Here is a 23,176-nt window from a genome sequence, read left to right on the forward strand (position 1 = left end):
ACCCCCCGTCAACCCCTTATTACGGTCGCGTAGGTCACATTGAGCGGTGCAGGATATGCGTTTGTGGCAGACGATTCGAACAACATCCACCAGGGCGCCGTCGACCGACAGGACGCCATCGGGTCGTACGCGGCGATCGGCGACAGCTTCACCGAGGGAGTCGGCGACCCCGGCCCGGACGGAACATTCGTCGGCTGGGCCGACCGGCTCGCGGTACTCCTCGCGGACCGGCTCCCCGAGCCCGGCCCGGCGCACGACGACTTCCGGTACGCCAATCTCGCCGTACGAGGACGCCTCCTCGACCAGATCGTCGAGGAGCAGGTGCCCCGCGCCAGGGAACTCGCCCCCGACCTGGTGAGCTTCTGCGCCGGCGGCAACGACATCATCCGGCCGGGCAGCGACCCCGACGACGTCGCCGAACGCTTCGAGCGCGCGGTCGCCGACCTCGCCCGCTCCGTCGGCACAGTCATGATCACCACCGGCTTCGACACCCGGGGCATCCCCGTGCTGCGCCATCTGCGCGGCAAGGTCGCCACCTACACCGCCCACGTCCGGGCCATCGCCGACCGCTACGACTGCCCGGTCCTCGACCTGTGGTCGCTGCGCTCCGTGCAGGACCGGCGCGCCTGGGACAGCGACCGGCTGCACCTCTCGCCCGAGGGCCACACCCGCGTCGCCCTGCGCGCCGCCCAGGTCCTCGGCATCGACGTACCGGCCGACCCCGACCAGCCGTGGCCGCCGCAGCCCCCGCGCGGCACCCTGGAAGTCCGCCGCGACGACATCCACTGGGCGCGCGAACACCTCGTCCCGTGGATCGGCCGCCGGCTGCGCGGCGAGTCCTCCGGGGACCACGTCGAGCCGAAGCGGCCGGACCTGCTGCCCCTGTGACGGCCCCCCTCCGCCGTCCTCAGCCGCCCCGCGCAACCGGCGCGGCGACCGGGGACGGCGGCAGCGCCGCCGGGACGCGCTCCAGCACCCCGCCCGCGAACACGTCGTACAGCGGCAGCGTCTCCAGATGGACGTACCCGATGTGGCAGTCGCACACCGCGAGCGGGCAGGCCCGGGGCCGCAGCGCCGCCCGGTAGCTCCCGTCGTACAGATTGCCCAGCTCGGCCCTGACGAAATGGCAGCGGCGCACCGTGCCCTCCCCGTCCACCGAGATCACCGACTCACCGGTCCGGCACGGCAGCCCGCCCGAGCGGTGCGGATGGCGGCTGTACGGGAACAGCGGATCGATCTCCGTCCACCGCCCGGCCTCCTCGTCCGTGTACGTGTGCCCCTCGGCGGCGTTCACCCAGAGATAGACCTCCTCCGGGAGCGCCGCGCGCAGCCGCCGCGCCTCACCGAGATGCTCGTCGAGGCCCACGACACCCACGCTGTGCCGGACCCCGAGCTCCCGCAGCTCCGCGCACCGGCCCAGGAAACGCTCGTACGGCGTCTGCCCCGGATGGTAGGTGCACCACAGCGCGATCCGCTCACGGGCCGCCGCCGGAGCCTCGGCCAGCCACCGTGTCCGGCCGCCCAGGTTCGTCTGGATCGCGACCCGGCGCACCTGCGGCAGCCCCGCCAGCTCCACGATCGCCCGCCGGTACCAGGAGCGCACCAGGCCCTCGCCCCACGGCGTGAACAGCACCGAGATCCGGTCGCCGGTCTGCGCCGCCACCCACGCGGTGAACCGCTCCAGAGCCGCCCGGTCCGCACGCAGCTGCTCCCGGCTGTCGCGCCGCTTGGCGAACGGACAGTACGGGCAGTCGTAGTCGCACGAGGCGAGCGGGCCCCGGTACAGAATCGTCAGGTCCACGCGTGACTCACTTCAGCTCGTACGCGGCCATCGCGGCCCGCACGGCGGGGGAGAAGAGCTCCGGGCCCAGCGCGTCGGAGTACGCGAGCCCCTCGGGCGACAGACGCAGCAGGCCCGCGGCCGGCGCCTGCGCGTCGAGCCAGCCCCGCTCCTCGAACCGGGCCAGCTCCGCGGCGAAGTCCACGTACGGCGAACTGCCGAACCGCTCGCGGTAGCCGTCCACGTCCATGCCGCGCGCCTGGAGCACCGACTGCAGCAGATGACGGCGGCGCGCCTCGTCCGCGTCGGTGTGGCGGCCCACCTCGGCGCGGGAGAAGTCCGCGGTCGCCGTGTAGGCGTCGATGATGCTCCGCACCTCGCCCATCCGCACCGCGTAGTCGAACGAGTAGTGCAGCCGCGAGGTGTACGAACGCGCGCCGCACCCCAGCCCGATCATGCCGTCCGTCTGGCAGGCGTAGTCGTCGGGGCCGTCCGTCCGCGGGGCGTCCGCGCGCCGGAACATCCGCATCGACACCTGCTCGTAGCCGTGCGCCAGGAGATGGTCGCGCCCCGCCCGGTACAGCCGCAGCCGCTGCTCGTCCCAGGCCGCGTCGGCCTCCCCGGCGGAGAGCCGGCCCAGCCCGGTCAGCGGGCGCACGTACAGCGGGTAGAGGTACAGCTCCTCCGGCCGCCACCGCAGGGCCGTGTCCAGCGAGGTCTGCCAGGTCCGTTCGGTCTGGCCGTCGATGCCGTAGATCAGGTCGATGTTGAGGATCGGTACGGAGGTGTCCCGGATGCGGTCCAGGGCCCGTTCGACGTCGGCCGGACGCTGCGGGCGCACCGCGGCGCGGGCCTCGGCCTCCACGAAGCTCTGCACCCCGATGCTGATCCTGGTCGTGCCCCGCTCGGCCAGCACGGCCAGCCGGTCGGCGGTCGCGGTCGACGGGGACGTCTCCACGGACAGCGGCACGGACCGCAGATCGGCGCCCATCCGCTTCTCCGCGATGTCGCACAGCCGCTCCAGCTCGCCCGCCGTCAGGAACGTGGGCGTGCCCCCGCCGAAAGCGGCCGCGGCGAACCGCACCGGCTCCCCGTCGCCCAGCGCGTCCCGCACGGCGACCGCCTGCCGGTCCAGCGCGTCCAGATAGCGCGAGGTCAGCTCGTCGGGCGCGCCGATCCGGGTGAAGAGGTTGCAGAAGCCGCAGCGGACCTCGCAGAACGGGATGTGCAGATAGAGCGAGAGGGCGTCCTTGCGTTCCCCCGCCCACAGCTCCCGCAGCTCCGGCCGGCCGCCGGGCTGCCCGGCGAGCGGCCGGTACGCCGTCTTGTGCGGATAGGCGTACACATAGCTCTCGTACGGGCGGACGGTCTGCGTCGCGGTCATCGGGCGGCCCCCGGTTCCAGGAAGAAGTGGGCGTACGGAACGGTCCAGACGGACTCGTGGCCGAGCCGGTGACCGGTGTAGCCGTCGTCGCCGTAGGCCGTGCCGTGGTCGGAGCAGACGATGGCGAACGTACGGCGGCGGCTGCTCGCGGCCGCGAAGAGCCGGCCGATGTGGGCGTCCACGTACTCCAGGGCCGCGGCATGCGTCGCACGGCTGTCCCCGGCGTCACGGGTCGCGCCGGGACGGTGGAACCAGTTCGGCTGGTGGAGCGCCGCGACGTTCACGAAGAGGAAGAGCCGCCGCTCCGGCGGCAGACCGGCGACCACCCGCTCGGCGCGGGCGACCTGGGCCTCGAACGAGGTGGGCGAGGCCACCCCGAACTCCGGCTCCCAGTGCGCCTCCTGGAAAAGACCCGGCAGCACCGAACCGAGCGGCCCCTGCCGGTTGAAGAAGCCGACCCCGCCGATGCACACCGTGTGATAGCCCTCCTTCGCCAGCCCCGACACCAGGTCCGGGGTGTCGAACACGAAGGTGCGCTCGGCGGTGGTCTCGCTGCCGGCGAAGCGGGCCGCGAACAGCCGGGGATGCGGTCCGGGCGTCGCCGGAGTGGGCAGGAACCCGGCGAAGATCGCCTGGTGGGAGGCGTACGTGAAGCTGCCCGGAGCATGCCGCTTCTCCCAGGCGCCGCCCGGCAGATGACGGGCCAGATGCGGGATGCGCCCGGCGGCGGCCAGCTCCGCCGCGACGTCGTACCGCAGGGTGTCCAGGGTGACGAGCAGCAGGTCGTGGCTGCCCACGACCTCGCTCATGTCGGGGTCCGGGACGGCTGCTGAAACGGGGGTGGGGGCGGGCTCAGGGGGTTGTGCTGACACGGGTGTTCCTTGCTCGGTCCAGTACGGCGGCGACCTGCGCCGCGTAGGTGTCCATGCCCTCGGCGCCGCTGCCGGGGAGTCCGGTCAGCCGCGGCAGCAGGTCTCCGAAGGCGTTGACCTCGCCGACGGCGAACCGCCGCCAGCCGGTCAGGGGCAGCAGATCGACGCCGACGCACAGCGTGTCCGGGAAGGCGGCGGCGGCCCGCTCGCAGACCGCCAGCGCCTCGCCCCAGCTGCCGCCCGCCGCCTCGACGGCCGCCCGCACCCCGGCCAGGTCGCCGCGCGCCCCGCCCAGATGCAGATTGGTCATCGGCGACGCGCTGGTGCGCACCACGGCGTGCGTCGCCCGGCCGGCCACCACGACGACCCGCAGATCCGCGGCCCGGCCGCCCTGCGACGCCTTGGGCAGCCAGCGCTCGATGTGCAGCCCGTCGGGCGCCAGCGCGTCGACGATCGCGGCGACCTCGCGCTCCGTCGTGCACCGGCGGACCCGCAGCGAGTTGTAGAGCCGGCCGGCCGGGTCGCGCTCCACCGAGGTGGCCGCCCGGACCCGGCCGCCGCCGGCCGTCTCCACGGCCAGCACCCCGGAGGCCGACGAGCCGTGCGCGGGCTTCACGAACACCCGGGGCATGCGGTGCTCGGCGATCAGGGCCCGCACGTCCTCCCAGCCCCGCACGGGGGCCCCGGCCGGGCCGGAGGTCGGCGAGGCGGGCACCGGCACCCCGGCCGCGTCCAGCACACCGTGGCACAGCCGCTTGTCGAACAGCACCGCGATGTCGGCCGGGTCGTCCAGCAGCCGGGCGCCCGCCCGCGCCGCCGCCGCCGCGACCTCGCGGACGGCGGCGCTGAAGCGCGCGTACCAGAGGGCCGAACCCTCCACCCGCGTCGGATCGTCGGCCCCGCGCAGCAGCCGGTCCACCGCCGCGTCCTCGCCCGGCGAGTCGACGCGCACGGTCTCGCCGGGCAGGAACCGCGCCCCGCCCTCCAGCACGTCCAGCCAGGCGACCGTACGCGCCGGGGGCAGGCCGGCGGCGGCCACCGCGTCCTGGAAGAGGGACACGCGGCGGCTGCCCGGGTTGCCGACGACCGCGAGACGCGGCGGACCGCTACTCACTGATCGCCACATAGCGGGAGTCGGGGTCCCAGTCGTCGGCCTCTTCGAGCTCGACCTCGATGCCCTCGCGGGCACACAGCTCCTCGATCCGGGCCCGCACCGGCTCGCTCAGGTAGTTGTGGTCCAGGTCCAGCGAGGACAGATGCGTGAGCGGCTGGCCGTTCAGCAGGGCCAGCGCCCCCTCGTCGCCCAGGGTGCCCAGCGACAGCGCCAGCGAGTCCAGCTGCGCGACGACCGGCGCCGAGGCCACCGCCGCCGCGATCTCGTCCTGGAACTCGCTGTTCTGCAGCCCGAGATGGCGCAGCCGGGGGAAGGCCGCGCCCGACAGCAGCGGCTCCACGTCCGCCATCGTCGCGTCGCCCTCGTACCACTGGGAGCCCAGCCACAGCTCCAGCCGCTCCAGCGCGGGCAGCTCGCAGGCGCCGACCGCGCGCACCACCGGGGCGGGCAGTCCGCCGGACTCGAAGCGCAGCGACCGCAGCGCCTCGTGCCGTACGGGCAGCAGCTCCAGCGTCTCCTCGTTGAGCCCGCTGCCCCCGCCGCGCACCACCAGCTCCTCCAGACGCGGGAACGCCTCGAGAACGGGGGTGATGTCGCACATCTGGAGCCAGGACACCTCGCACTCCTCACCGACGACATCGGCGAGGAAGAGGCCGCGCAGCGCCGGGAAGCGCCCGGCGTCCGCCGCGAGCAGCTCGATCACGGGCGTCAGCGGGCTGTAGTTCTCCGCCCACCAGGGCCCGATCAGCAAGGCACGGACGCCGGCCGGGTCGACCGTGTCCAGGAAATGCCGCCAGAGGTCGGGGAAGTCGGGACCCTCCCAGGCGCAGTCCAGCCGCCAGGCCACGGAGTCCGCCGCGGGCAGGGTGGCGGGCGGGGCGGCCGCGGGCTTCCCGTCGCCGTCCGGCAGCGGAAGGGTGCGGACGGGCAGGCCGTGGAACGTGTCGGGGTGATAAATGCCGCTCATCGCACCCTCACTCCGAAACCGTGACGTAACGGCCCGCCGGGCCCCGGTTGTCCCACGGCTCGCAGCGCTCCGACAGGTCCACCCGCACCCCGTGCGGCTCCAGCGCCTCGACGACCCGGCGCTCCATCGGTTCGGTGAGGAAGTGGTGGTGCAGGTCCAGCGCGTCGAGGTGGGTCAGCGGCTGGCCCTCCAGGAGCGAGGCCGCGCCCTCGTCGCCGAGCGTGCCGCTGGACAGGTCCAGCGTGTGCAGCCGGGCCACCAGCGGGGCCGAGGCGACGGCGGCCGCGATCTCGTTCTGGATCTCGCTGTTGCGCAGGCCCAGATGGCGCAGGGCGGGGAACCGCGTACCGGACAGCAGCGGCGCCAGGTCGGCCACCTGGGCGTCGCCGCCGTAGGCCGAGACGCCGAGCCACAGCTCCAGCCGCTCCAGGGCGGGCAGTTCGCTGTCCAGGACGCCGCGCACCACCTCGCGCGGCAGCCCGCCCGTCTCGATGGTGAGCGTCCGCAGCCGCTCGTGCTTCGTGGCCGGGAAGACCAGCTCGGAGCCACCGCGCACACCCAGCTCCACCAGCGAGGGGAAGGCCGCGAGCAGCGCCGTGACGTCGCTCTGCTCGATCCAGGAGATCTCCGACTCCTCCATCGTCATGTCGCCGACGAACACCGCCTCCAGTGAGGTCAGCCGGTCGGCGGCGGCGATGACGAGACCGATCGGGTACGAGGACTTCTCCTCGTAGGACTCGCCCCACTGCCCGATGATCAGGGCGCGGACACCCGCCGGATCGACCTCGTCCAGGAAGGCGTTGAACTCCTCCTCCCAGGTGCCCTCGTCCTCGTAGGCGTCGATCCACACCCGCCACGCGGCGGCGTCGGCGGCGGGCCGGGGGCCGCCGGCCTCCCCGGACTCGAAATCGACGGCCGGGAGGCCGAGCAACTCGTGCAGGTGGTCCACGGACATGGCACTGAGCTCCTGATGACGGCGACGGAAATGATGTCCGCAAGGTCTATCAAGACCCACTGACAATCCCGCGACCGCCCCCGCCACCGGACCGTGCGGCGGCCGATTGTCAGACCCCCGCCGTAGCGTTTTCGATGTGGCCGGCACAGCGGGTGCCGCCGCAGAGGGGAGAGGTCTGTGTACCGGCAGGGCGATGTACTGATCGTGCCACTGGAGGAGTCGGCGGTTCCCGCGCAGCTCCGGGAGGCGCCGGGCGAACTGCGCGACGCGCGGGGCCGGCTGGTGCTCGCGCTCGGCGAGGTCACCGGACACGCGCACGCCGTGCCCGGCCCGGGCCGGCTGATCCGGGAGCGCGGAGTGTTCGGCCCGATGCTGCTCCACCTCCCCGAGGGCGGGCGCGTGGTGCACGAGGAACACGCGACGATCCCGCTGCCCCAGGGCTGGTTCCGTGTGGTGCGCCAGCGGGAGTACGCGCCGGGAGCGGTCCGCATCGTCGCGGACTGACGGAGCGGAAGCCCTCCCGTTCGCGGACGGACGGGAGCGGCGGGCACAGCGGGCCCAGCGGCAGGACCTGAAGGCCGGCACCGGGAGGACCGGGCCGGGTACGAAGCGGAACACGCGGAACATGGGGACGGGGAAACCGATGCAGTACGTGGACTCTTGGCGGGCCGTGGCGGCGGCGACCGGCACGGCGGACCGGGCGGCCGCCGAGGAGGGGATGCGGCTCGCCTACCGCAGCGCGGGGCTGCCCGAGCCCCGGGAGATCGTCTGGGCCGGCTCGCCGAGGGCGGCCGTGGAGGCCGTGGCGAAGCTGACCGACGCGGGCCGGTCCGTCCGCGACGACGTGCGCACCCGCCCCTGGGCGGAGGAGCGGCGCCGGGTGTACGACGCGCTGGGCCCGGCCGGCTGGTCCGCCCACTGGTCGGCCACCGGGGCCCAGCTCTGGGAGACCACGGCGGGCCTGGCCGAGCGGATACGGGCCGGCGTGGTGGCCGACCTCGCCGGGGAGGACACCGAGGCCGAGTCGAAGGTGCGCCTGGTCCTGCTCGACGCGGTCCTGGGTCAGCACGACGCGGCATGGCTCGCCGCCTTCGACGGCCGGGGCGACCGGCTCGACGGACTGGCGGCGGTGGCGCGCAACGCCGGCTGGTGGTGGCCCTACGAGCGGGTCGCGGTGATCTGCGAACGCCCGGACGCCCTGCACCGCGACGAGGCGGGCCGGCTCGACCGGGGCGACGGACCGGCCCTCAGCTACCCGGACGGCTTCGCGCTGTACGCCTGGCGCGGCATGCCCGTGCCGGTGGAGTTCCTGAACGAGCTGGCCGCGCTGACCCCGAAGCGCATCCGCTCCGAGGAGAACGCCGAACTGCGCCGCGTGATGCTGGAGTACTACGGCTACGACCGCTACCTCACGGAGTCCGGTGCCGAACCGGTCCACCGCGACGAGACGGGCATCCTCTGGCGGATCGCCCTCGCCGGGGACGAGGACGTCGTCATGGTCGAGGTGGTCAACTCCACGCCCGAACCGGACGGCACCCACCGCACGTACTGGCTGCGGGTACCGCCCCGGACCAGGACGGCGAAGGAGGGCGTCGCCTGGACCTTCGGCCTCAGCGGCGACGCCTACGCGCCGCTCCAGCAGACCTGACCGGGCCGGAACACCGGAGGAAGAGGAAGGAGACGGGGGAGGGGCGGGTGTCAGGCCGTCAGGGCCTCGTGGTCGATGCCGAGCTCGCGGGCGAGCGCCTGCTCGGTCCACTCCAGCATGGTCGCGCGCGAGAGCGGCCCGTTGTACGAGGTCATCTGCACCGCGAGCCCGTCCAGCAGGGCGGTCAGCCGCCAGGCCACGGACATCGGGTCGTCGCAGTGGAACTCGCCCGCCGCCGCGCCCTCCTCGATGACCTCGGCCAGCTCCGCCTTCCACTGCTGGTCGAGATCGCCGGCCACATTGCGCAGCGCCGGATCGCGCAGGGAGGCGGCCCAGCCCTCGATCCACAGCCGCCAGCCCTTGGCCTGGCCGGTGGGCGCGTACCAGCGGACGGCCGCGCGCAGCCGGCGCACGGCGGTGGTGCGGCGGCCCAACAGCTTGCGCAGATGGGCGAGATCGATTTCGGCGGCATGGGCGAAGGCGGCCGCGACCAGCTTCTCCTTGGTGGAGAAGTGATAGAGCACGAGCGCGTTGCTGACACCCAGCACGGAGGCCACGTCGGCGATCCGCACGGCCGCGACCCCGCGCACCTCGATCTGTTCGACGGCGGCCCGCAGCAACTCCTCGCGCCGCTCCGCCACACCCAACCGCACTCTTGCCACGGCGTCACCCTAACCAATGACCTCCCGCATTCCCGCGCCAGGAGCCGCGAGCCGCAGGCGGGTTGGCGGTGTCAGCGGTACCAGCCGAAGCGCTCGGCCATCACCGGCAGCCGGTCGGCGGCCACGGCGTGTGCCGCCGCACGCGGTGTGCAACCGTCCGCCGCCGCACGGGCCAGCACCAGCCCGACCAGGTTCCGCATCGCGCGCCGGGTGTGGGTGAACGCCTCGTCCGCGTCGGCCCCGATGTCACCGAAGAGCGTCCACCACCACCAGGCGTTGGTCCCGGAGTTGGCCACCACATCGGGCAGCACGGTGATCCCGCGCGCCGCGAGCAGGGCCTCGGCCTCCGGCAGCACCGGCATATTGGCGGCCTCGACGACCCAGCGGGCCGTGATCCCGGCCTGGTTCGACGCGTCCACGGCGTACGACACGGCGGCCGGCACCAGCACCTCCGCGTCCTGCGCGAGCCAGGCGTCGCCCGGCAGCTCCCGGTCGCCGGCGCGCAGCACGCCCCGGTCCACCGTGCCGTGCGCGTCCCGCGCGGCGAGCAGCGCCTCCACGTCGAGCCCGGCCGGGTTCGCGATCGTGCCCTTGATGTCGGCGACGGCGACCACCCGGAGCCCGGCACGGGACAGGAAGCGGGCGGTGGCCCCGCCCATCGTCCCCAGGCCCTGGAGCGCCACCCGCGCGCCCTCGTGGGCGACGCCGTCCCGGTCCAGCGCGGCGAGCACCGCCTCGGCGACCCCGCAGCCGCCCACCAGCTCGTCCAGGCCGATGCCGTCCACCTCCAGGGCGAAGGCGTCCGCGAGTCTGCGGCGGGCCGTCGCCTCGTCCTCCAGCAGCGGATAGACGGCCTGCACGGTCGAGACGAGCCCGGCCTCCGCCGCCGCCCGGTCCACCAGGTCCTGGGAGAGCCCCAGATCCTCGCCCGTCGTCCAGACGTTCTCGATGTAGGGGCGCATCGCCCGCAGATAGCGCACCAGCACGCCGTACGCCGCCGGGTCGCGCGGGTCGCAGTCGATGCCGCCCTTGGCACCGCCGAGCGGTATGTAGCGGGCGCCGGGCCGGTCCGCGTCGAAGTGCAGGGCCTCCTTCATCGTCATGCCCCGCGCGAGGCCGGCCACCTCCTCCAGCGTGCAGCCCGGCCGCATCCGCAGCCCGCCGCTCGACACCCCGCGCACCAGCCGGTCCACGACGAGGTGCCCCCGGCAGCCGGTCGCGTGATCGGTCCAGGTCAGCGAGATGAGCGGGGCGGGCGGGGACACCGGAGGCGTCGTCATCGGGAGTGCTCCTCGGCCACGGTCGGCGGACGGTCCCGGCGGACGCCGGAACCCGGTACTGAACCGCTGGTCAGTATCGGGAGGCGGGGCACCCCCTGTCAACGCGGCGCCCGCCGCCCCGCCGCCCCCTGGCCGGAACGCGCCGCCGCCCGGCCGCGGCGCGGGGGGAGCGGCCGGACCCGGCCCGCCCCGGCGGAATGCCGCGGCCGCGCCATTCGTTGGAAGGGCGGCCGGCGGGACGCCTCCGCATGGGTGCACCGCTCTCGCACCGGAGTGCCCGCTGCCCATAATTGAGACGACACCCGACTCCCCTGGAGACCCCGTGACCGGCGCCGACCACCCGCTCCCGCTGCGCACCCGGCTGCGCGCGCTGCGCCCCGCCGCCTTCGGGGCCGACCCGGACGGCGCCCGGATGGAGCGCATCCGCCGGTCCCCCAACTTCGCCGACGGTGTCTTCCGCAACCCCGTGGGCGCGCGCATCAGGCCCACCGGCTCCACCCTGGAGTTCGCCCGGGTCTACTTCCGCAAGGAGGAGCGGGTGCTCAGGGCCCCCGCCGCCCCCGTGCCCGTGCACCCGACGACCGTGGCCGACCTCGCCCGGCCGCCCGCCTCCGGGCTCCGGATCACCTGGATGGGCCACTCCAGCGTCCTGGCGGAGATCGACGGCCGGCGCGTGCTGTTCGACCCGGTCTGGGGCGACCGCTGCTCCCCCTTCGCCTTCGCCGGCCCGCGCCGCCTGCACCCGGCGCCCGCGCCGCTCGCCGCCCTCGGCCCGGTCGACGTCGTCGTCATCTCGCACGACCACTACGACCACCTGGACCTGCCGACGATCCGCGCCCTGGCCCGTACCGACACGGTCTTCGCCGTCCCGCTCGGTGTCGGCGCCCACCTGGAGAGCTGGGGCGTCGCGCCCGACCGGCTGCGCGAACTCGACTGGAACGAGACCGCCACCGTCGGCGGGATCGCCCTCACCGCCACCCCGGCCCGCCACTTCTGCGGGCGGGGCCTGCGCAACCGGCAGCACACCCTCTGGGCGTCCTGGGCCGTCGCCGGACCCGAGCACCGGATCTACCACAGCGGCGACACCGGCTACTTCCCCGGCTTCCGGACCATCGGCGCCGAGCACGGGCCCTTCGACGCCACCATGATCCAGATCGGCGCGTACAGCCAGTTCTGGTCCAAGGACTCCACGGACAGCCTGCCGGAACCGGGCGCCTGGCCCGACATCCACATGAGCCCCGACGAGGGCGTGCGCGCCCACCTCGACCTCCAGGGCGGCGACCCGGCCGCCGGTGTCATGCTGCCGATCCACTGGGGGACGTTCAACCTGGCGCTGCACCCCTGGGCCGAGCCCGCCGAGTGGTCGATGCGCGCCACCGAGTCCGTGGGCGTCACGATGGTCGCGCCGCGCCCCGGCCGCCCCTTCGAGCCCGCGGACCCGCCGCCCGTCGAGCCGTGGTGGCGTGCCGTCGCCGCCGAACCGGCGCCCGGCTGGGGCAACTGGCCCCCGGTCCACGTACAGCTCCCCGAACCGGCCGAAAGCGTCGCCCCGGGGCCCGGCCGGGACCGGGCACCCCAGATCTGAGACCCGGGGAATCGTTCTCGCGTACGAGCGCTCATACCAGAGCGGGACGGATGGCGGGCAAGTTCCACAACTGGCCCGCACGCCCGCACTTCTGCCGACTACCGTGTGTGCCCGGTGATCAACGGTGGGCTCATATTTCTCCGGGCCCGCCCGGCCGATGACCCGAAATGCCCGAACACCGTAGGCGCCACCACTGGAACGCAGATGCCTGGGGCCCCACGTACCGAGGACGCTGATGTCTCAACTTCGCGCACCCGACGCGCGACCGGAACGACGAGAGGGCGGGCGGCACGGCCGACCGGGTGCCCGTTCCCACTCGGCCGCGGCCGGACCGCGCGCCACCCGCCCGGCCCCCGAGGCGCGCATACGCCCTCAACTCCTGCGCACCGCCGTGCTCCCGGCCCTCGCGGTCGCCCTCGCCGGCGCCGCGGCCGTCATCTTCACCGCCCGCGCGGGCCACGCCCGCCCGTCCACCGAACTGTGGGCCGCGCTGGGCGCCGCGGGAGCACTCGCCCTCGGCGCGATCGGAGCCGCCTTCCTGGCCGCCAACCGGGCCGCCACCACGGTCCTCGGCCGCTGCCTCACACTGCGCCGCACCAGCGTGCAGAGCCAGGCGGAACTCCAGCGCGCGGTGGAGCAACTGCGCAACGGCGAGCCCGTACCGGCCCGGCGCGCCCCGCAGAACCCGCCGCCCGGCGGCGACCCCTTCGAACTGCTCGCCCAGGAGATGGCCCGCCAGCAGGAAGGGGCCGTGGCCGCCGTCGTCGAGGCGTCCCGGCTCTCCGAGCCCAGCGGCGAGGACCAGAAGGTCGAGGTCTTCGTCAATCTCGCCCGCCGCCTCCAGTCGCTCGTGCACCGCGAGATCCAGCTGCTGGACGAGCTGGAGCACGAGGTCGAGGACCCGGACCTGCTCAAGGGCCTCTTCCACGTCGACCACCTGGCCACCCGCATCCGCCGGCACGCCGAGAACCTCGCCGTCCTGGGCGGCGCCGTCTCCCGCCGGCAGTGGAGCAACCCGGTCACCATGACGGAGGTGCTGCGCTCGGCCATCGCCGAGGTCGAGCAGTACCCCAGGGTCAGGCTCGTCCCGCCGATCGACGGCACCCTGCGCGGCCACGCCGTGGCCGACGTCATCCACCTCCTGGCCGAACTCGTCGAGAACGCCACGGTGTTCTCCGCCCCGCACACCCAGGTCCTGCTGCGCGCCCAGCACGTCACCGCCGGCCTCGCCCTGGAGGTGGAGGACCGCGGCCTCGGCATGCCCGGCGAGGAGCAGAAGCGGATGAACGCCCTGCTCACCGACCCCGACCAGGTCAACGTCGCCCGGCTCCTGCAGGACGGCCGCATCGGCCTCTTCGTCGTCGCCTCGCTGGCCCGGCGCCACGGCATCGCGGTACGCCTGCAGAGCAACATCTACGGCGGCACCCAGGCGGTCCTGGTCCTGCCGCAGACCCTGCTCGGCGCCGACGAGGACACCGCCGAGCGGACCGGCGAGACCCCGGTCCCGCCGCCCGGCCCCGTGCACCGCCCGCCGCCCCTGGAGGACGGCCCGGCCCCGCACCCGCCGGCCCCCGCCCCGACCGCGCCCGCCCCCGCCCCGCACACCCCCGAGCCCGCCCGGGTCCCGGCGCACGCTCCGGTCCCGGCGCCCGCCCCCGAGCCGGAGCGTCGGCCCTACGTCCCGAGCCAGCAGCCCCGCCCGCACCGGGCCCCGCCACAGCCCGGCCACCCGGACGGGGCCCCGCCCCTGCCGCTGCGCGCCGAGCGCGTGGACCGGCCGGCCGACGACGCGCAGGGTCCGCCCCCGGCAGCGGAGGGCGCCGCCCCGCAGCCCGCCGCCGACCGGCCGCTGCTGCCCAGGCGCGCCCACCAGGAGCACCTCGTCCCGCAGCTCAGGGAGGCCCCCGCCCCCCGCTCCGCCGACGAACCCGTCCTGCACGACCCCGGGCTCGTCGCCGCCTTCCGGCGCGGCATCGACCTCGCCGAGGCCCGCGCCGAGTCCGAGGCCGAACCCGGCACCGCGCCGGAGGCGCCCGCCGGGGCCACCAGCACCACCACCGCCGCGCAGCTCGGGGCGCCGCCCCGGCCGCTGCCCGTCCGGGGGGCGCCCGCTCCGGTGCCACCGCACGGCGCCGGGGCGCCGGCGTACCCCGGCCACCACGACCCACTCGCAGCCCACCCCATCAAGGAGTAGATGCACCATGGCGACCGATATGCCGTCCGGTCAGGTCTCGGACCTCGACTGGCTGCTGAGCGGCCTGGTACAGCGCGTGCCGTACACCCGCAGCGCCGTGCTGCTCTCCGCCGACGGACTGGTGAAGTCCCTCCACGGCATGGACGCCGACAGCGCCGACCACATGGCGGCGCTGGCGGCCGGCCTCTACTCGCTGGGCCGCAGCGCGGGAGCGCGGTTCGGCGACAACGGGGAGGTCCGCCAGGTGGTCGTCGAGCTCGACTCGACGCTCCTGTTCGTCGCCACCGCCGGTTCCGGGACGTGCCTGGCGGTGCTCGCCGGCCGCAACGCCGACGCCGCGGTCCTCGGCTACGAGATGACCATGCTGGTCAAGAGCGTACGGCCGTATCTCATGACCCCGGTGAGACAGGCGGCCGGAGTGCCGGGCGCCGCGGGACTGTGAGCATGGCGGTCACCCAGGACGGGCCGCTGCTCGACGACGCGGCGGGCCGCCTCATCCGCCCCTACACGGTGAGCAACGGCCGCACCCGTCCCACGGCCGTGCTCGACCTGCTCTCCCTGGTGATGGCCACCGGGTCCGTACCGCAGAGCCACCTCGGCCCCGAGCACTCGGTGGCGCTGGAGCTGTGCGAGGGCCCCACGTCGGTGGCCGAGATCGCCGCACATCTGGGGCTGCCCGCAGCCGTGACCAAGGTGCTCCTGTCCGACCTGGTCGACTGCGGCGCCGTCACCGCCCACGCACCCGCCTTCCAAGACACGCCCACCGACCGACATCTGCTGGAGGCAGTGCTCGATGGCTTACGACGAACGCTCTGACGGCTACGGCCACCCGGACGGCTCCGGCCGCGGCTACGGCTACGGCTACGGCTTCGCGGACCACGGTTCCGGCGGCGGGTACGGGCAGGAGACCGCCACTGCCGCGTACACGGCGGCGCCCGCCGCCGCCGAGGGCTTCCCCGTCGCGCTCAAGGTGCTGGTGGCGGGCGGATTCGGCGTGGGCAAGACCACGTTCGTCGGGGCCGTCAGCGAGATCGCGCCGCTGAGCACGGAGGAGCTGCTGACCCAGGCGAGCGCCGCCACCGACAGCCTGGAGGGCGTCGAGGCGAAGACCTCCACCACGGTGGCGATGGACTTCGGCCGCATCACGCTGGACGACCAGCACGTGCTCTACCTGTTCGGCACACCGGGCCAGGAACGCTTCTGGTTCATGTGGGACGAGCTGTCGCAGGGCGCGCTGGGAGCGGTGGTGATCGCGGACACGCGCAGGCTGGAGGAGTGCTTCGCGGCCGTCGACTTCTTCGAGCGGCGCGGCATCGGGTTCGTCGTCGCGGTCAACGAGTTCGACGGCGCCTACCGCTACGGCCCGGAGGAGGTGCGCGCCGCCCTCGACCTCTCTCCCGAGGTGCCGGTGGTCCTGTGCGACGCCCGGATCGCCAGCTCCGGCACCGGCACGCTGGTGACGCTGGTCCAGCACCTGATCAACGCCACCGACGACCCGGTTCCGATGTCCGGCCACGCCGGGTTCGGGGCCCGGTCGTGATTCCGCATACCGCCGGACGGCTGCTCCTGACGCCCGTGGACGGCGACGCGCCCGCGCGCTCCCGGCGGCTGCGCAGCCTCGGCCTGGGGGAGCGGGACGACGCCTCGTTCGACGACTTCGACGCCTTCGCCGACCGGGTGGCCGAAGTCACGGGCGTGCCGTTCTCGATGGTCAATTTCATCGACGGCAACCGGCAGTTCTACGCCGGGCTGCACACCCCCGCCGGCACCCGCAGGGGCGCCGACCTGGGAGCCACGGCGGCCGGCAGCGGCCGCAGCGGCCGCTATGTGGCGCTCGACCACGGCTACTGCCCGCATGTGGTGGCGCGGCGCAAGGCGCTGGTGCTGGACGACGTCTGCGACTACCCCCGGTTCGCCGGCAACCCGGTCGTGGACGACATAGGCATCCGCTCCTATCTGGGGGCGCCGCTCATCGACCGCACCGGGATCGCGCTGGGCGCGGTCTGCGCCGTGGACACCGTGCCCCGGCCCTGGGGGAGAGCGGGCCTGGACACGATCAAGGCCCTGGCGCGGGAACTCGCCGGGCAGCTGCGCGGCCGGGAGGACGACGCCCTGGGCCTCTGACCGGGAACGCGTTCGTGACCACCCGGTGAAGTGCGGTATTGTTCTCATGCGCGTTCAGCCAGGGGGAAACCCCAGGTCAGACGGGCATCGGGACGTGGCGCAGCTTGGTAGCGCACTTGACTGGGGGTCAAGGGGTCGCAGGTTCAAATCCTGTCGTCCCGACTGGTGACAGTCGTTATAAGAGGGCCGGTTCCGGAGAAATCCGGAACCGGCCCTTGACTGTCTTCGGGGAGTGTGGGGTGTTCCGGTGATCAGGCGGGCGCCGTGGTCGATCCGTCACCGAGGGTGCCCGGTCGGCGTATCGCCGCTTCCGGGACCCCGGTACGCCGTTCAGCCGGCGGACCGCTCCATGACCCGGAAGGGGCGCGTGCCCTCCAGCGCGACCGCGCCCACGTGGGCGCGGCCCTCCGGGAGATCCGTGACGGTCCAGGGTCCCAGGAATCCGGGCGGGCCGTCGACCGTCCGCGGGCAGGGGGCCGTGCCCACCGGGAGGGCGAGGCCCTGGACGAGCCGGCCCCCGGTGGCCTTCACACATGCCTCCTTGCGGGTCCACAGGCGCAGGAATGCGCGCAGCCGGTCCGGGGCCGCCGCCCCGGACACCCAGGCGCTCTCGTGCGCGGGGAACCAGCGGGCGGCGAACCGGTCCGGGTCCCGGGACCGATCGACGTGCTCGACGTCCACGCCGACCCGCCGGTCGTGGCAGAGTGCCAGTACCGCCAGATCCCCGGAGTGGGTGAGGCTGAACTGGCACCGCCGGGTCTGCGCGTCGCCGTCCAGGCCGGGCTTGCCGTACGGACCGAAGCGGAACCGGACCCGTGAGGAGGGGACACCGAGCCGGTCCGCGAGCACCAGCCGGGTGCGGGCGTGCGCGACGGTGAAACGGCGCCGGTGCTCCGCCGAGCGCAGCATCTCCAGCCGGGCCCGCTCACGTACGTCGAGGAGTCCGGCCAGCGACTCCACCTCGGGCGGGGAGAGGTCGAGCCGGAAACGGTGGACCTCGACCACGTCCACGGTTCCGCTCACCGGGGAACCGCGGCGTCCGGTCCGGCCGCGGACGGGAAGTCGGCCGCGGCCAGATCTCCGCCGGCGAGGGCCAGCAACACCCGCTCCAGGCCGTACAGGAACCCCTCGATCCGGGCGGGCGGCATCCGAGTGGTGTCGCCGAGCAGAGTGAGCCGGATGAGTCCGGGGTCCTCGAAGACCGCGAACGTCTCCAGGAAGAAGGCCACTTCGTCCTGCTCCAGCCGGTCCGCCCAGCGGAACGCCGACTCGTTCGCCAACCGGGCGAGCCCGCCGGGCGACGGGGCCGGGCTCTCGGGGGCCGCCCAGGTCGTCGACCACAGGTCGTTGACCAGGCAGTCCACCGCCACCCCGGCTTCCTCGGCCAGCGCCAGGGCCCGCTCGGGGCGGAACTGACCGTTGCGGTGCGCACCGAGGGTGGCGCTCCAGACGCTCCGCAGGACGTCTGCGAAGGACTCCCCCGACACGTCGACCGCGACGAACACCTCCTGGGCCAGGTTGCCTACGGCGTGGTGGAGTTCGGGGCGGAAGCGGTTCGCGGTCACCAGCTTCAATCCGCAGGCCTCCAGGCCCTCGCTCCGGGCCAGCAGGGCCGCCGTGGCGGCCAGCAACACGTTCGGGACGGTTGAGCGGTGCCGCTCGGCGGCTGCCCGTAGCGCCTCCGGCACAGCCCGTGAGACCAGTTCGCCTCGCCAGAACCGGGGGCGGCCGGCTCACCGGGCGGCCGGGGGAAGTTGTCGGCGGGGGCGCGGTCCAGCTGGGTGCTCCAGTGGCGGAGTGCTTTCTTCTCGGCCAGGGCGCCGTCCGGAGAGGTCTCGAACTCCGCCTGTTCCAGGGGCTGCCGTGCGGGCCGGGCGGGCGGTGCGGTGGCGCTTGCGGCCCGTGCCCCCAGCAACGACTCCAGCTCCCCGGCCAGCAGCCGTACGCCGGCCAGGTCCGCGGCGAAGTGGGAGAGGCAGAGGACCACGGCCTGCGGCGCCCCGTCCAGGACGCCGGCCAGGGCCCGGAAGGGCACCTCGGCGGTGTTGTCGAAGCCTCTGGCCTCCAGCCGACGTGCCGCACCGGCGAAGTGCTCGTGGAGTTCCTCGCCGTGCTCGGCGCCGTTCAGTTCGAGGACATCGACCTCGAACACCCCCTCGGCGAGGACCCTTTGGCCCAGCGAACCGTCCGCCCCCGGCGCGGCCAGGGTACGCAGGGATTCATGGCGGCTCATCAGCACGGCCAGCTCGTCCAGTACGTCCTGGAGGCCGATGCCCGCCGGAACGAAGACCACCTGGGCGATGTTGAAGAACGCGGTGTCGGGCAGCATGGCCACGATGTCCCGCCAGATGTGCCGCTGCCCCCAGGTCGCGGGGCCGGTGGCGGCACGACTGCCGCGGAAGGCGATCAGGTGCCGCGTGGCGTCCGGTGTCGGAGTTCTCAGGGAGGGTGGTATCGGGTGATTCATCTCATGTCCCCTTGGGTGATGTTTCGCGGGGGTTCGGAGGATTCGGCGCCCGGATCTGTCCCGGAGGAGCCGGAGCCCTCGTGAGCGGCGAGCCGGCGGACGAACCAGACGGACACCGCCACCGCCACCACACCGAGCCCGTTGAACGCGGCGATGGTGCGGTACAGCGCTTCCGGGCCGGACGAGGCGGCCAGCCGGCTGCCGATGGACACCGCGCCCACGAAGTACACGGCGTTCATGGCGAGCGCCGCGGGTCCGCCACCGACCTGCTCCAGCACCGTAAGGGCCGCCAGTACGAGACCCATCAGCAGATAGCTGAGCCCCACCGTCTGGAGGTAGCGGGTGGTCTCGGCGGCGATCTGCGCGTCCTCGGACAGGAACCCGGCCAGCAGCTCCCGCCCGGTGTACGAGGCCACCGCGAGAACCGTGTACGTCCCGGCCGTGATCCGCAGACCGGCATGGAGCGTGGGGCTCAGCAGCCGGCTCCGGCCCGCGCCCCGGTGGCCGTTCAGCACGATGGCGACGGCCGTACCGAGTACCAGCCCCGGAACGATCAGCAGGGTCTGGACGGTCGCCGCGTTGGCGTAACCCGACTGCACCGACGGGCCGAACGGGGCCAGGACACGCATCAGGACCAGATTGGCGGCGCAGATCACCAGATAGGAGGCGCCCACCGGGACCCCGACCGCGGCCAGCCGCCGCACGGCGGCCCGCACGGGAACAGGCCAGGCCCGACCCGCCGCCCGAGCCAGCAGTCCGGCCCGCCGCAGCAGCACCCAGCCCAGTGCTGTGCCGGCCAGTCCGGACAGGGCGACGGCCGGGGCCACCGCGTCGATGCCGAGCCCGGCACCCAGCCCGAGCAGGGCGACCCCGCCGACTTCTGTCAGCGCCGCCAGCAGGGTCACCGCCGCTGCCTGCCGGGCGAGCCCGCAGCCCCGCAGAGTGGCCGCCGTCAACGCCGGGCCCAGCAGCAGGGCCGAGGCCGGGCCGATGGCCCGCAGGAAAGCCGTGAACTCCCCCCGTGCGGCGTCGGAGACCCCCATGAGGTCGCCCAGCAGCGGTGCCAGGAGGATCAGCAGCACAGCGAAACCGGCACCGCCCACCGCCGCGATCCGGGCGTCGGCCCGCAGCGCCGCCCCGGCCGCGCGCAGGTCGCCGGCCCCGTGCGCGACGGCGGCGGCCACCTGGTTGGACGCGCCGATCCCCGCCGTGAGGGCGAGAAAGAGGAACTGCACCGGCATGAACAGCGCCCGCACGTAGTGCGCCTCCCCGCCGATCCGCCCCATGAGGGCGAGCACGGCCAGAGGCACGAGGACGGCGACAAGGTCGGCCGGCAGCATCGGCACGGCGATCCGCAGCACGGACCGGGCCGGGCTCCGGGCGGCCTCGCGGGAGTCAGCCACGGTCGATCTTCCCCTGGGACAGCCCCTGGAACACGTTCAGCCGCTGGATGTTGCGGGTGCCTTCCATGAACTCCACCCCGCGCGCGTCCCGGGCGAACTTGTCGAGCAGCGGATGGTCCAGCCGGACGCCGGGACCGAAGTACTCCAGAGCCTCCAGGGTGACCTCCTCGGCCAGTTGGGCGGCCCGCGCCTTGGCCGCCGACGCCAGCGCGCCCAGCCCCGGATCGTCCCGGTCCACGGCAGCGCCCGCCCGGTACACCAGCCGCCGCACCCCCTCGATCCGCAGCGCCATCCGCTCCAGCCCCGCCTTCTCCTCCGCCCGCAGCACACGGCGGTTGGCCACGACGTACTCGTAGGCGCCTCTGGCGATGCCCAGGGCCAGGGCGGCGACCCCCGGGCGCAGCCGGTTGAATCCCTGGACAGCACCCATCAGTCCGCGCCGGGTGGGGGAGAGGTGGCGTCCGAGGACTCGTTCGGCGGGCACCTCGACATCGGTCAGACGGACCTCGCAGATCTGGTTGCCGCGCAGCCCGACCGTCTCGAACGGCACCGCCTCGAAGCCGGGCAGCTCCGTCTCGACGAGCGCCGCCACCACGCCGAGAGGGCCCGGCCGGGTCCGGGCGAAGACGACGCCGAAGTCGCTGCGCGCCGCGTTGCCGATGAAGCGCTTGGCCCCGTTGAGGAGGAACGGGCCGTCCGCCTCCCGCCGCGCGAGGGAGGTGGTGAGCATCGCCGCGTCGGAGCCGCGTTCCGGCTCGGTGAGGGCGAGGAAGGTCCAGGACGTGCGTTCCATCAGCCGCCCGTAGAACCAGGACTTCTGCTCCTCGTCCCCGAGCAGGGCGACCAGGACGCCGGAGAGCGAAGGGCCCGGTGCGGCCAGCAGCATGCCCGCGTCCACGGCGGCGATCTCCTCGCAGAACACCACCCGCTCCAGCCCGCCCGTGCCGTAGTACGCCTGCCCGTCCACCCTGATCGGGTCGGGCTGGTAGGCGCGGGGGACAGGGGTGCGGGCGAGGTAGGAGAACAGGGGCAGGTCCAGGTGGTCGCGGACCCGCTCGGGGTCCTCCTCCAGGGAGAGTGCCAGGGGCCGGAGCTGCCCGGCCCACTTCCGGGCGGTGTGCTGGAGGGTGCGGAGCCGTTCGTCGAGCAGGGTCACGGGGACTCCTCCGTGGCGGCGGGGGCCGCGGCGTAGACGTCCGCGAGCAGTTCGGAGACATGGGAGATCTGGCCGGGGCCGTCGGCCCGGAAGCCGTGGCCGCCCAGCAGCCGCAGCAGGACCCGGTCCGTCCGGGTCACGGCACGGTGCAGCGTGCACAGTTCCCCGGCGGTCAACCGGGCACCCGGCCCGAGGAGTCCGTCCATTTCCAGGTGGTCGGTCAGTGCCTCGGAGAGGCTGTCCTGGACGAGTTGCCGCATCAGCAGCGGACTGCCGCCGGAGGTCCGGGCGGACAGGTACTCCAGGCAGGTGTCGAGCAGCGCCTCGGACAGCCCGAGCCGCAGCCGCGCCAGGCCCAGCCCCCAGGTGTCGCCGGTGTTCTCGGGGCCCGGCGGCAGCGGATGGCGCAGCGCGACGAGAACGTCGCCGTGCAGCCGGACGGTACGGGGCGCCGACTCGGCGGCCCGGTCGCGCGGGGCGGTACGCGTACCGCGCCGTACACCGCGGGCATCGGCGGCGACGGCCTCCGGCAGGAGTACGTGGCCGGCCGGGCCCAGCGGGAGCATGCCCGGTGCCAGTTCGGCGTGGAGCGCGGTCAGCGCGGGCACCAGGCCCCGGTCGCGCGCGGTGCGCCGGACGCCTTCGCCGGGTTCGCCGGTGGTGGTCATCGGCCGGCCTCCTCCGCACGCGGATACAAGGTCACCGAACAGAGGCAGAGCAGGCCGAGCGCCGGTTCGTACTCGACGAGGGTCACCCGCAGCGGCTCGCCGCCGGGGGCGGGTTCCAGGCCGGCGAGGTTCTCCCACACGCCGGTGCAGGGCAGCCCCCGGCCGGTGGTGACGAGCCGACCGGGACCCTCGGGCCGGCCGGGGAGGTCACGGGCGGGCTCCACACCGGCTCCGGCGAGAAGCACATCGGGGGCCGGGTCCGGGGCGAGGGCGCCGGCCAGCAGCTCGGCCACCGACTCCGGCGGGACGTCCGTCCACTGGGCCAGCCGGGTGTCCGCCTCCTCGTCGGCCTCCAGCCACAGTCCGACCGCGCAGTCGGCGGTCACCTCCCGCTCAGGTGGGACGGGAGCGGGGTAGGGCCTGCTGGACTGGTCGAGGGCGATCAGGACCGCCCGGCCGAGACCGCCGGGACGCACGTACGCACTCGACAGCCGCAGCGCCGTGAACGGCGCCGCCGACCCCTGGTCGCTCACCCCGACCGGCAGCGGGTCGCCCGGAAGCAGCTCGCAGACGTAGCCGGTGGGGGAACGCTCCATGTCGGAGTCCTCGACGGCGTGCGCGGTGGCCAGCAGATCGACCGGTCCGTCGAACGGGCCGAGCGCGAGTACCGTCCCGGCCGCCATTTCCGCGTAGCTGTTGCGTGTGGTGGAGTCCAGGAAGCCGGGACGCAGCCCCACACCGTAGATCTCCGAGAGGTCGGCGAAGTAGTGCTCCAGCCAGGGCACCTGGCCCGCGCGGGTGAATCGCCGGCCGGGGCCGAAGCGCCGGGCCGTGATCCCGCGCACCCGCAGGGGCAGCCGGACCGGGCCCGGTCCGGGAGGTGCGGCCAGGGCGGCCGCGGCGCTCAGATACATGGG

Annotated in this window: 24 protein-coding genes and 1 tRNA gene; 10 read left to right on the forward strand and 15 right to left on the reverse strand. The window is 74.2% G+C overall.

Features of this window, described 5'->3' with window-relative positions:
* Positions 1–63: 63 nt before the first annotated feature.
* Positions 64–888, forward strand: coding sequence for an SGNH/GDSL hydrolase family protein (locus tag DNK56_RS32405; RefSeq protein WP_111339320.1), 825 nt, complete (start codon positions 64–66; stop codon positions 886–888).
* 19 nt (positions 889–907) lie between these two features.
* Here DNK56_RS32405 and DNK56_RS32410 read toward each other — a convergent pair whose 3' ends face one another.
* The 6 genes from DNK56_RS32410 to DNK56_RS32435 are packed head-to-tail and all read right to left on the reverse strand — an operon-like array spanning position 908 to position 7,072.
* A complete protein-coding gene (locus DNK56_RS32410) occupies positions 908–1,801 on the reverse strand; it encodes an STM4011 family radical SAM protein (protein ID WP_111339321.1) in 894 nt (297 codons plus the stop codon).
* A 7-nt stretch (positions 1,802–1,808) separates the two neighbouring features.
* Positions 1,809–3,164, reverse strand: a complete 1,356-nt coding sequence (locus DNK56_RS32415) for an STM4012 family radical SAM protein (protein WP_111339322.1) — start codon at positions 3,162–3,164, stop codon at positions 1,809–1,811.
* Positions 3,161–3,973 (reverse strand): STM4013/SEN3800 family hydrolase, encoded by an 813-nt coding sequence (locus DNK56_RS32420; protein WP_111339323.1) that lies wholly within the window; start codon positions 3,971–3,973, stop codon positions 3,161–3,163. Before DNK56_RS32420 ends, DNK56_RS32415 begins: the two co-directional genes overlap by 4 nt.
* Before the next feature lie 43 nt (positions 3,974–4,016).
* Positions 4,017–5,162, reverse strand: a complete 1,146-nt coding sequence (locus DNK56_RS32425; protein WP_111339324.1) for an STM4014 family protein — start codon at positions 5,160–5,162, stop codon at positions 4,017–4,019.
* The gene (locus DNK56_RS32430; RefSeq protein ID WP_111339325.1) at positions 5,143–6,117 is read right to left on the reverse strand and encodes an STM4015 family protein; all 975 of its coding nucleotides are present in this window, start codon (positions 6,115–6,117) and stop codon (positions 5,143–5,145) included. Before DNK56_RS32430 ends, DNK56_RS32425 begins: the two co-directional genes overlap by 20 nt.
* Positions 6,118–6,124: 7 nt before the next feature.
* On the reverse strand, positions 6,125–7,072 hold the full coding sequence (locus DNK56_RS32435; RefSeq protein WP_111339326.1) for an STM4015 family protein: 948 nt from the start codon (positions 7,070–7,072) through the stop codon (positions 6,125–6,127).
* Between the two features lie 177 nt (positions 7,073–7,249).
* On the opposite strand from DNK56_RS32435, the gene DNK56_RS32440 reads away from it, so the two are divergent.
* Together DNK56_RS32440 and DNK56_RS32445 are read left to right on the forward strand one after the other, a co-directional pair.
* A complete protein-coding gene (locus DNK56_RS32440; protein WP_111339327.1) occupies positions 7,250–7,576 on the forward strand; it encodes a hypothetical protein in 327 nt (108 codons plus the stop codon).
* A gap of 139 nt (positions 7,577–7,715) precedes the next feature.
* Positions 7,716–8,720 carry a DUF6745 domain-containing protein gene (locus tag DNK56_RS32445; RefSeq protein WP_111339328.1) on the forward strand — a complete coding sequence of 335 codons (1,005 nt, stop codon included), beginning with the start codon at positions 7,716–7,718 and terminating at the stop codon, positions 8,718–8,720.
* A 50-nt stretch (positions 8,721–8,770) separates the two neighbouring features.
* On the opposite strand, the gene DNK56_RS32450 is transcribed toward DNK56_RS32445, so the two are convergent.
* A complete protein-coding gene (locus DNK56_RS32450) occupies positions 8,771–9,361 on the reverse strand; it encodes a TetR/AcrR family transcriptional regulator (protein WP_111339329.1) in 591 nt (196 codons plus the stop codon).
* A gap of 92 nt (positions 9,362–9,453) precedes the next feature.
* Positions 9,454–10,662 carry a Glu/Leu/Phe/Val dehydrogenase dimerization domain-containing protein gene (locus DNK56_RS32455; RefSeq protein WP_111339330.1) on the reverse strand — a complete coding sequence of 403 codons (1,209 nt, stop codon included), beginning with the start codon at positions 10,660–10,662 and terminating at the stop codon, positions 9,454–9,456.
* Between the two features lie 322 nt (positions 10,663–10,984).
* Here DNK56_RS32455 and DNK56_RS32460 point away from each other — a divergent pair, with 322 nt between their 5' ends.
* From DNK56_RS32460 to DNK56_RS32490, 7 genes are all read left to right on the forward strand, one after another.
* Entirely contained in the window at positions 10,985–12,247 is a 1,263-nt protein-coding gene (locus DNK56_RS32460) for an MBL fold metallo-hydrolase (RefSeq protein WP_111339331.1), read from the forward strand.
* A 235-nt stretch (positions 12,248–12,482) separates the two neighbouring features.
* On the forward strand, positions 12,483–14,441 hold the full coding sequence (locus tag DNK56_RS32465) for a sensor histidine kinase (RefSeq protein WP_199563554.1): 1,959 nt from the start codon (positions 12,483–12,485) through the stop codon (positions 14,439–14,441).
* 7 nt (positions 14,442–14,448) lie between these two features.
* Entirely contained in the window at positions 14,449–14,883 is a 435-nt protein-coding gene (locus DNK56_RS32470; protein WP_111339333.1) for a roadblock/LC7 domain-containing protein, read from the forward strand.
* 2 nt (positions 14,884–14,885) lie between these two features.
* Positions 14,886–15,257, forward strand: coding sequence for a DUF742 domain-containing protein (locus DNK56_RS32475; protein WP_111339334.1), 372 nt, complete (start codon positions 14,886–14,888; stop codon positions 15,255–15,257).
* Complete coding sequence (locus tag DNK56_RS32480; protein ID WP_111339335.1) at positions 15,235–15,981, forward strand: GTP-binding protein; 747 nt, start codon at positions 15,235–15,237, stop codon at positions 15,979–15,981. The genes DNK56_RS32475 and DNK56_RS32480 overlap by 23 nt, the downstream gene beginning before the upstream one ends.
* Positions 15,978–16,565, forward strand: a complete 588-nt coding sequence (locus tag DNK56_RS32485; RefSeq protein ID WP_111339336.1) for a GAF domain-containing protein — start codon at positions 15,978–15,980, stop codon at positions 16,563–16,565. The genes DNK56_RS32480 and DNK56_RS32485 overlap by 4 nt, the downstream gene beginning before the upstream one ends.
* Before the next feature lie 88 nt (positions 16,566–16,653).
* Positions 16,654–16,727 (forward strand) — tRNA-Pro (locus DNK56_RS32490).
* Between the two features lie 168 nt (positions 16,728–16,895).
* On the opposite strand, the gene DNK56_RS32495 is transcribed toward DNK56_RS32490, so the two are convergent.
* From DNK56_RS32495 to DNK56_RS32520, 7 genes are read right to left on the reverse strand one after another with little or no spacing between them, the layout of a single operon-like run.
* Positions 16,896–17,588, reverse strand: a complete 693-nt coding sequence (locus tag DNK56_RS32495; protein WP_111339337.1) for a 4'-phosphopantetheinyl transferase family protein — start codon at positions 17,586–17,588, stop codon at positions 16,896–16,898.
* A complete protein-coding gene (locus DNK56_RS36335) occupies positions 17,585–18,199 on the reverse strand; it encodes a hypothetical protein (RefSeq protein ID WP_241990155.1) in 615 nt (204 codons plus the stop codon). Before DNK56_RS36335 ends, DNK56_RS32495 begins: the two co-directional genes overlap by 4 nt.
* Complete coding sequence (locus DNK56_RS36340) at positions 18,136–19,032, reverse strand: hypothetical protein (RefSeq protein ID WP_241990156.1); 897 nt, start codon at positions 19,030–19,032, stop codon at positions 18,136–18,138. Before DNK56_RS36340 ends, DNK56_RS36335 begins: the two co-directional genes overlap by 64 nt.
* The gene (locus DNK56_RS32505) at positions 19,029–20,435 is read right to left on the reverse strand and encodes an MATE family efflux transporter (RefSeq protein ID WP_111339338.1); all 1,407 of its coding nucleotides are present in this window, start codon (positions 20,433–20,435) and stop codon (positions 19,029–19,031) included. The genes DNK56_RS36340 and DNK56_RS32505 overlap by 4 nt, the downstream gene beginning before the upstream one ends.
* Positions 20,428–21,591: an acyl-CoA dehydrogenase family protein gene (locus DNK56_RS32510; RefSeq protein WP_111339339.1), complete on the reverse strand. Its 1,164-nt coding sequence runs from the start codon at positions 21,589–21,591 to the stop codon at positions 20,428–20,430. The genes DNK56_RS32505 and DNK56_RS32510 overlap by 8 nt, the downstream gene beginning before the upstream one ends.
* Positions 21,588–22,259, reverse strand: coding sequence for a hypothetical protein (locus DNK56_RS32515; RefSeq protein WP_111339340.1), 672 nt, complete (start codon positions 22,257–22,259; stop codon positions 21,588–21,590). The genes DNK56_RS32510 and DNK56_RS32515 overlap by 4 nt, the downstream gene beginning before the upstream one ends.
* Complete coding sequence (locus DNK56_RS32520; RefSeq protein WP_111339341.1) at positions 22,256–23,173, reverse strand: hypothetical protein; 918 nt, start codon at positions 23,171–23,173, stop codon at positions 22,256–22,258. Before DNK56_RS32520 ends, DNK56_RS32515 begins: the two co-directional genes overlap by 4 nt.
* Positions 23,174–23,176 lie beyond the last annotated feature (3 nt).

Source organism: Streptomyces sp. AC1-42W (assembly GCF_003248355.1).
Lineage (GTDB): Bacteria > Actinomycetota > Actinomycetes > Streptomycetales > Streptomycetaceae > Streptomyces.

Bases quoted from the DNA above. Each gene is read 5' to 3' on its own strand.
- DNK56_RS32415 (WP_111339322.1), bottom strand. From the start codon at position 3,164: ATGACCGCGACGCAGACCGTCCGCCCGTACGAGAGCTATGTGTACGCC.
- DNK56_RS32420 (WP_111339323.1), bottom strand. From the start codon at position 3,973: ATGAGCGAGGTCGTGGGCAGCCACGACCTGCTGCTCGTCACCCTGGAC.
- DNK56_RS32425 (WP_111339324.1), bottom strand. From the start codon at position 5,162: ATGTGGCGATCAGTGAGTAGCGGTCCGCCGCGTCTCGCGGTCGTCGGC.
- DNK56_RS32430 (WP_111339325.1), bottom strand. From the start codon at position 6,117: ATGAGCGGCATTTATCACCCCGACACGTTCCACGGCCTGCCCGTCCGC.
- DNK56_RS32435 (WP_111339326.1), bottom strand. From the start codon at position 7,072: ATGTCCGTGGACCACCTGCACGAGTTGCTCGGCCTCCCGGCCGTCGAT.
- DNK56_RS32445 (WP_111339328.1), top strand. From the start codon at position 7,716: ATGCAGTACGTGGACTCTTGGCGGGCCGTGGCGGCGGCGACCGGCACG.
- DNK56_RS32455 (WP_111339330.1), bottom strand. From the start codon at position 10,662: ATGACGACGCCTCCGGTGTCCCCGCCCGCCCCGCTCATCTCGCTGACC.
- DNK56_RS32465 (WP_199563554.1), top strand. From the start codon at position 12,483: ATGTCTCAACTTCGCGCACCCGACGCGCGACCGGAACGACGAGAGGGC.
- DNK56_RS32470 (WP_111339333.1), top strand. From the start codon at position 14,449: ATGGCGACCGATATGCCGTCCGGTCAGGTCTCGGACCTCGACTGGCTG.
- DNK56_RS32475 (WP_111339334.1), top strand. From the start codon at position 14,886: ATGGCGGTCACCCAGGACGGGCCGCTGCTCGACGACGCGGCGGGCCGC.
- DNK56_RS32480 (WP_111339335.1), top strand. From the start codon at position 15,235: ATGGCTTACGACGAACGCTCTGACGGCTACGGCCACCCGGACGGCTCC.
- DNK56_RS36340 (WP_241990156.1), bottom strand. From the start codon at position 19,032: ATGAATCACCCGATACCACCCTCCCTGAGAACTCCGACACCGGACGCC.
- DNK56_RS32515 (WP_111339340.1), bottom strand. From the start codon at position 22,259: ATGACCACCACCGGCGAACCCGGCGAAGGCGTCCGGCGCACCGCGCGC.
- DNK56_RS32520 (WP_111339341.1), bottom strand. From the start codon at position 23,173: ATGTATCTGAGCGCCGCGGCCGCCCTGGCCGCACCTCCCGGACCGGGC.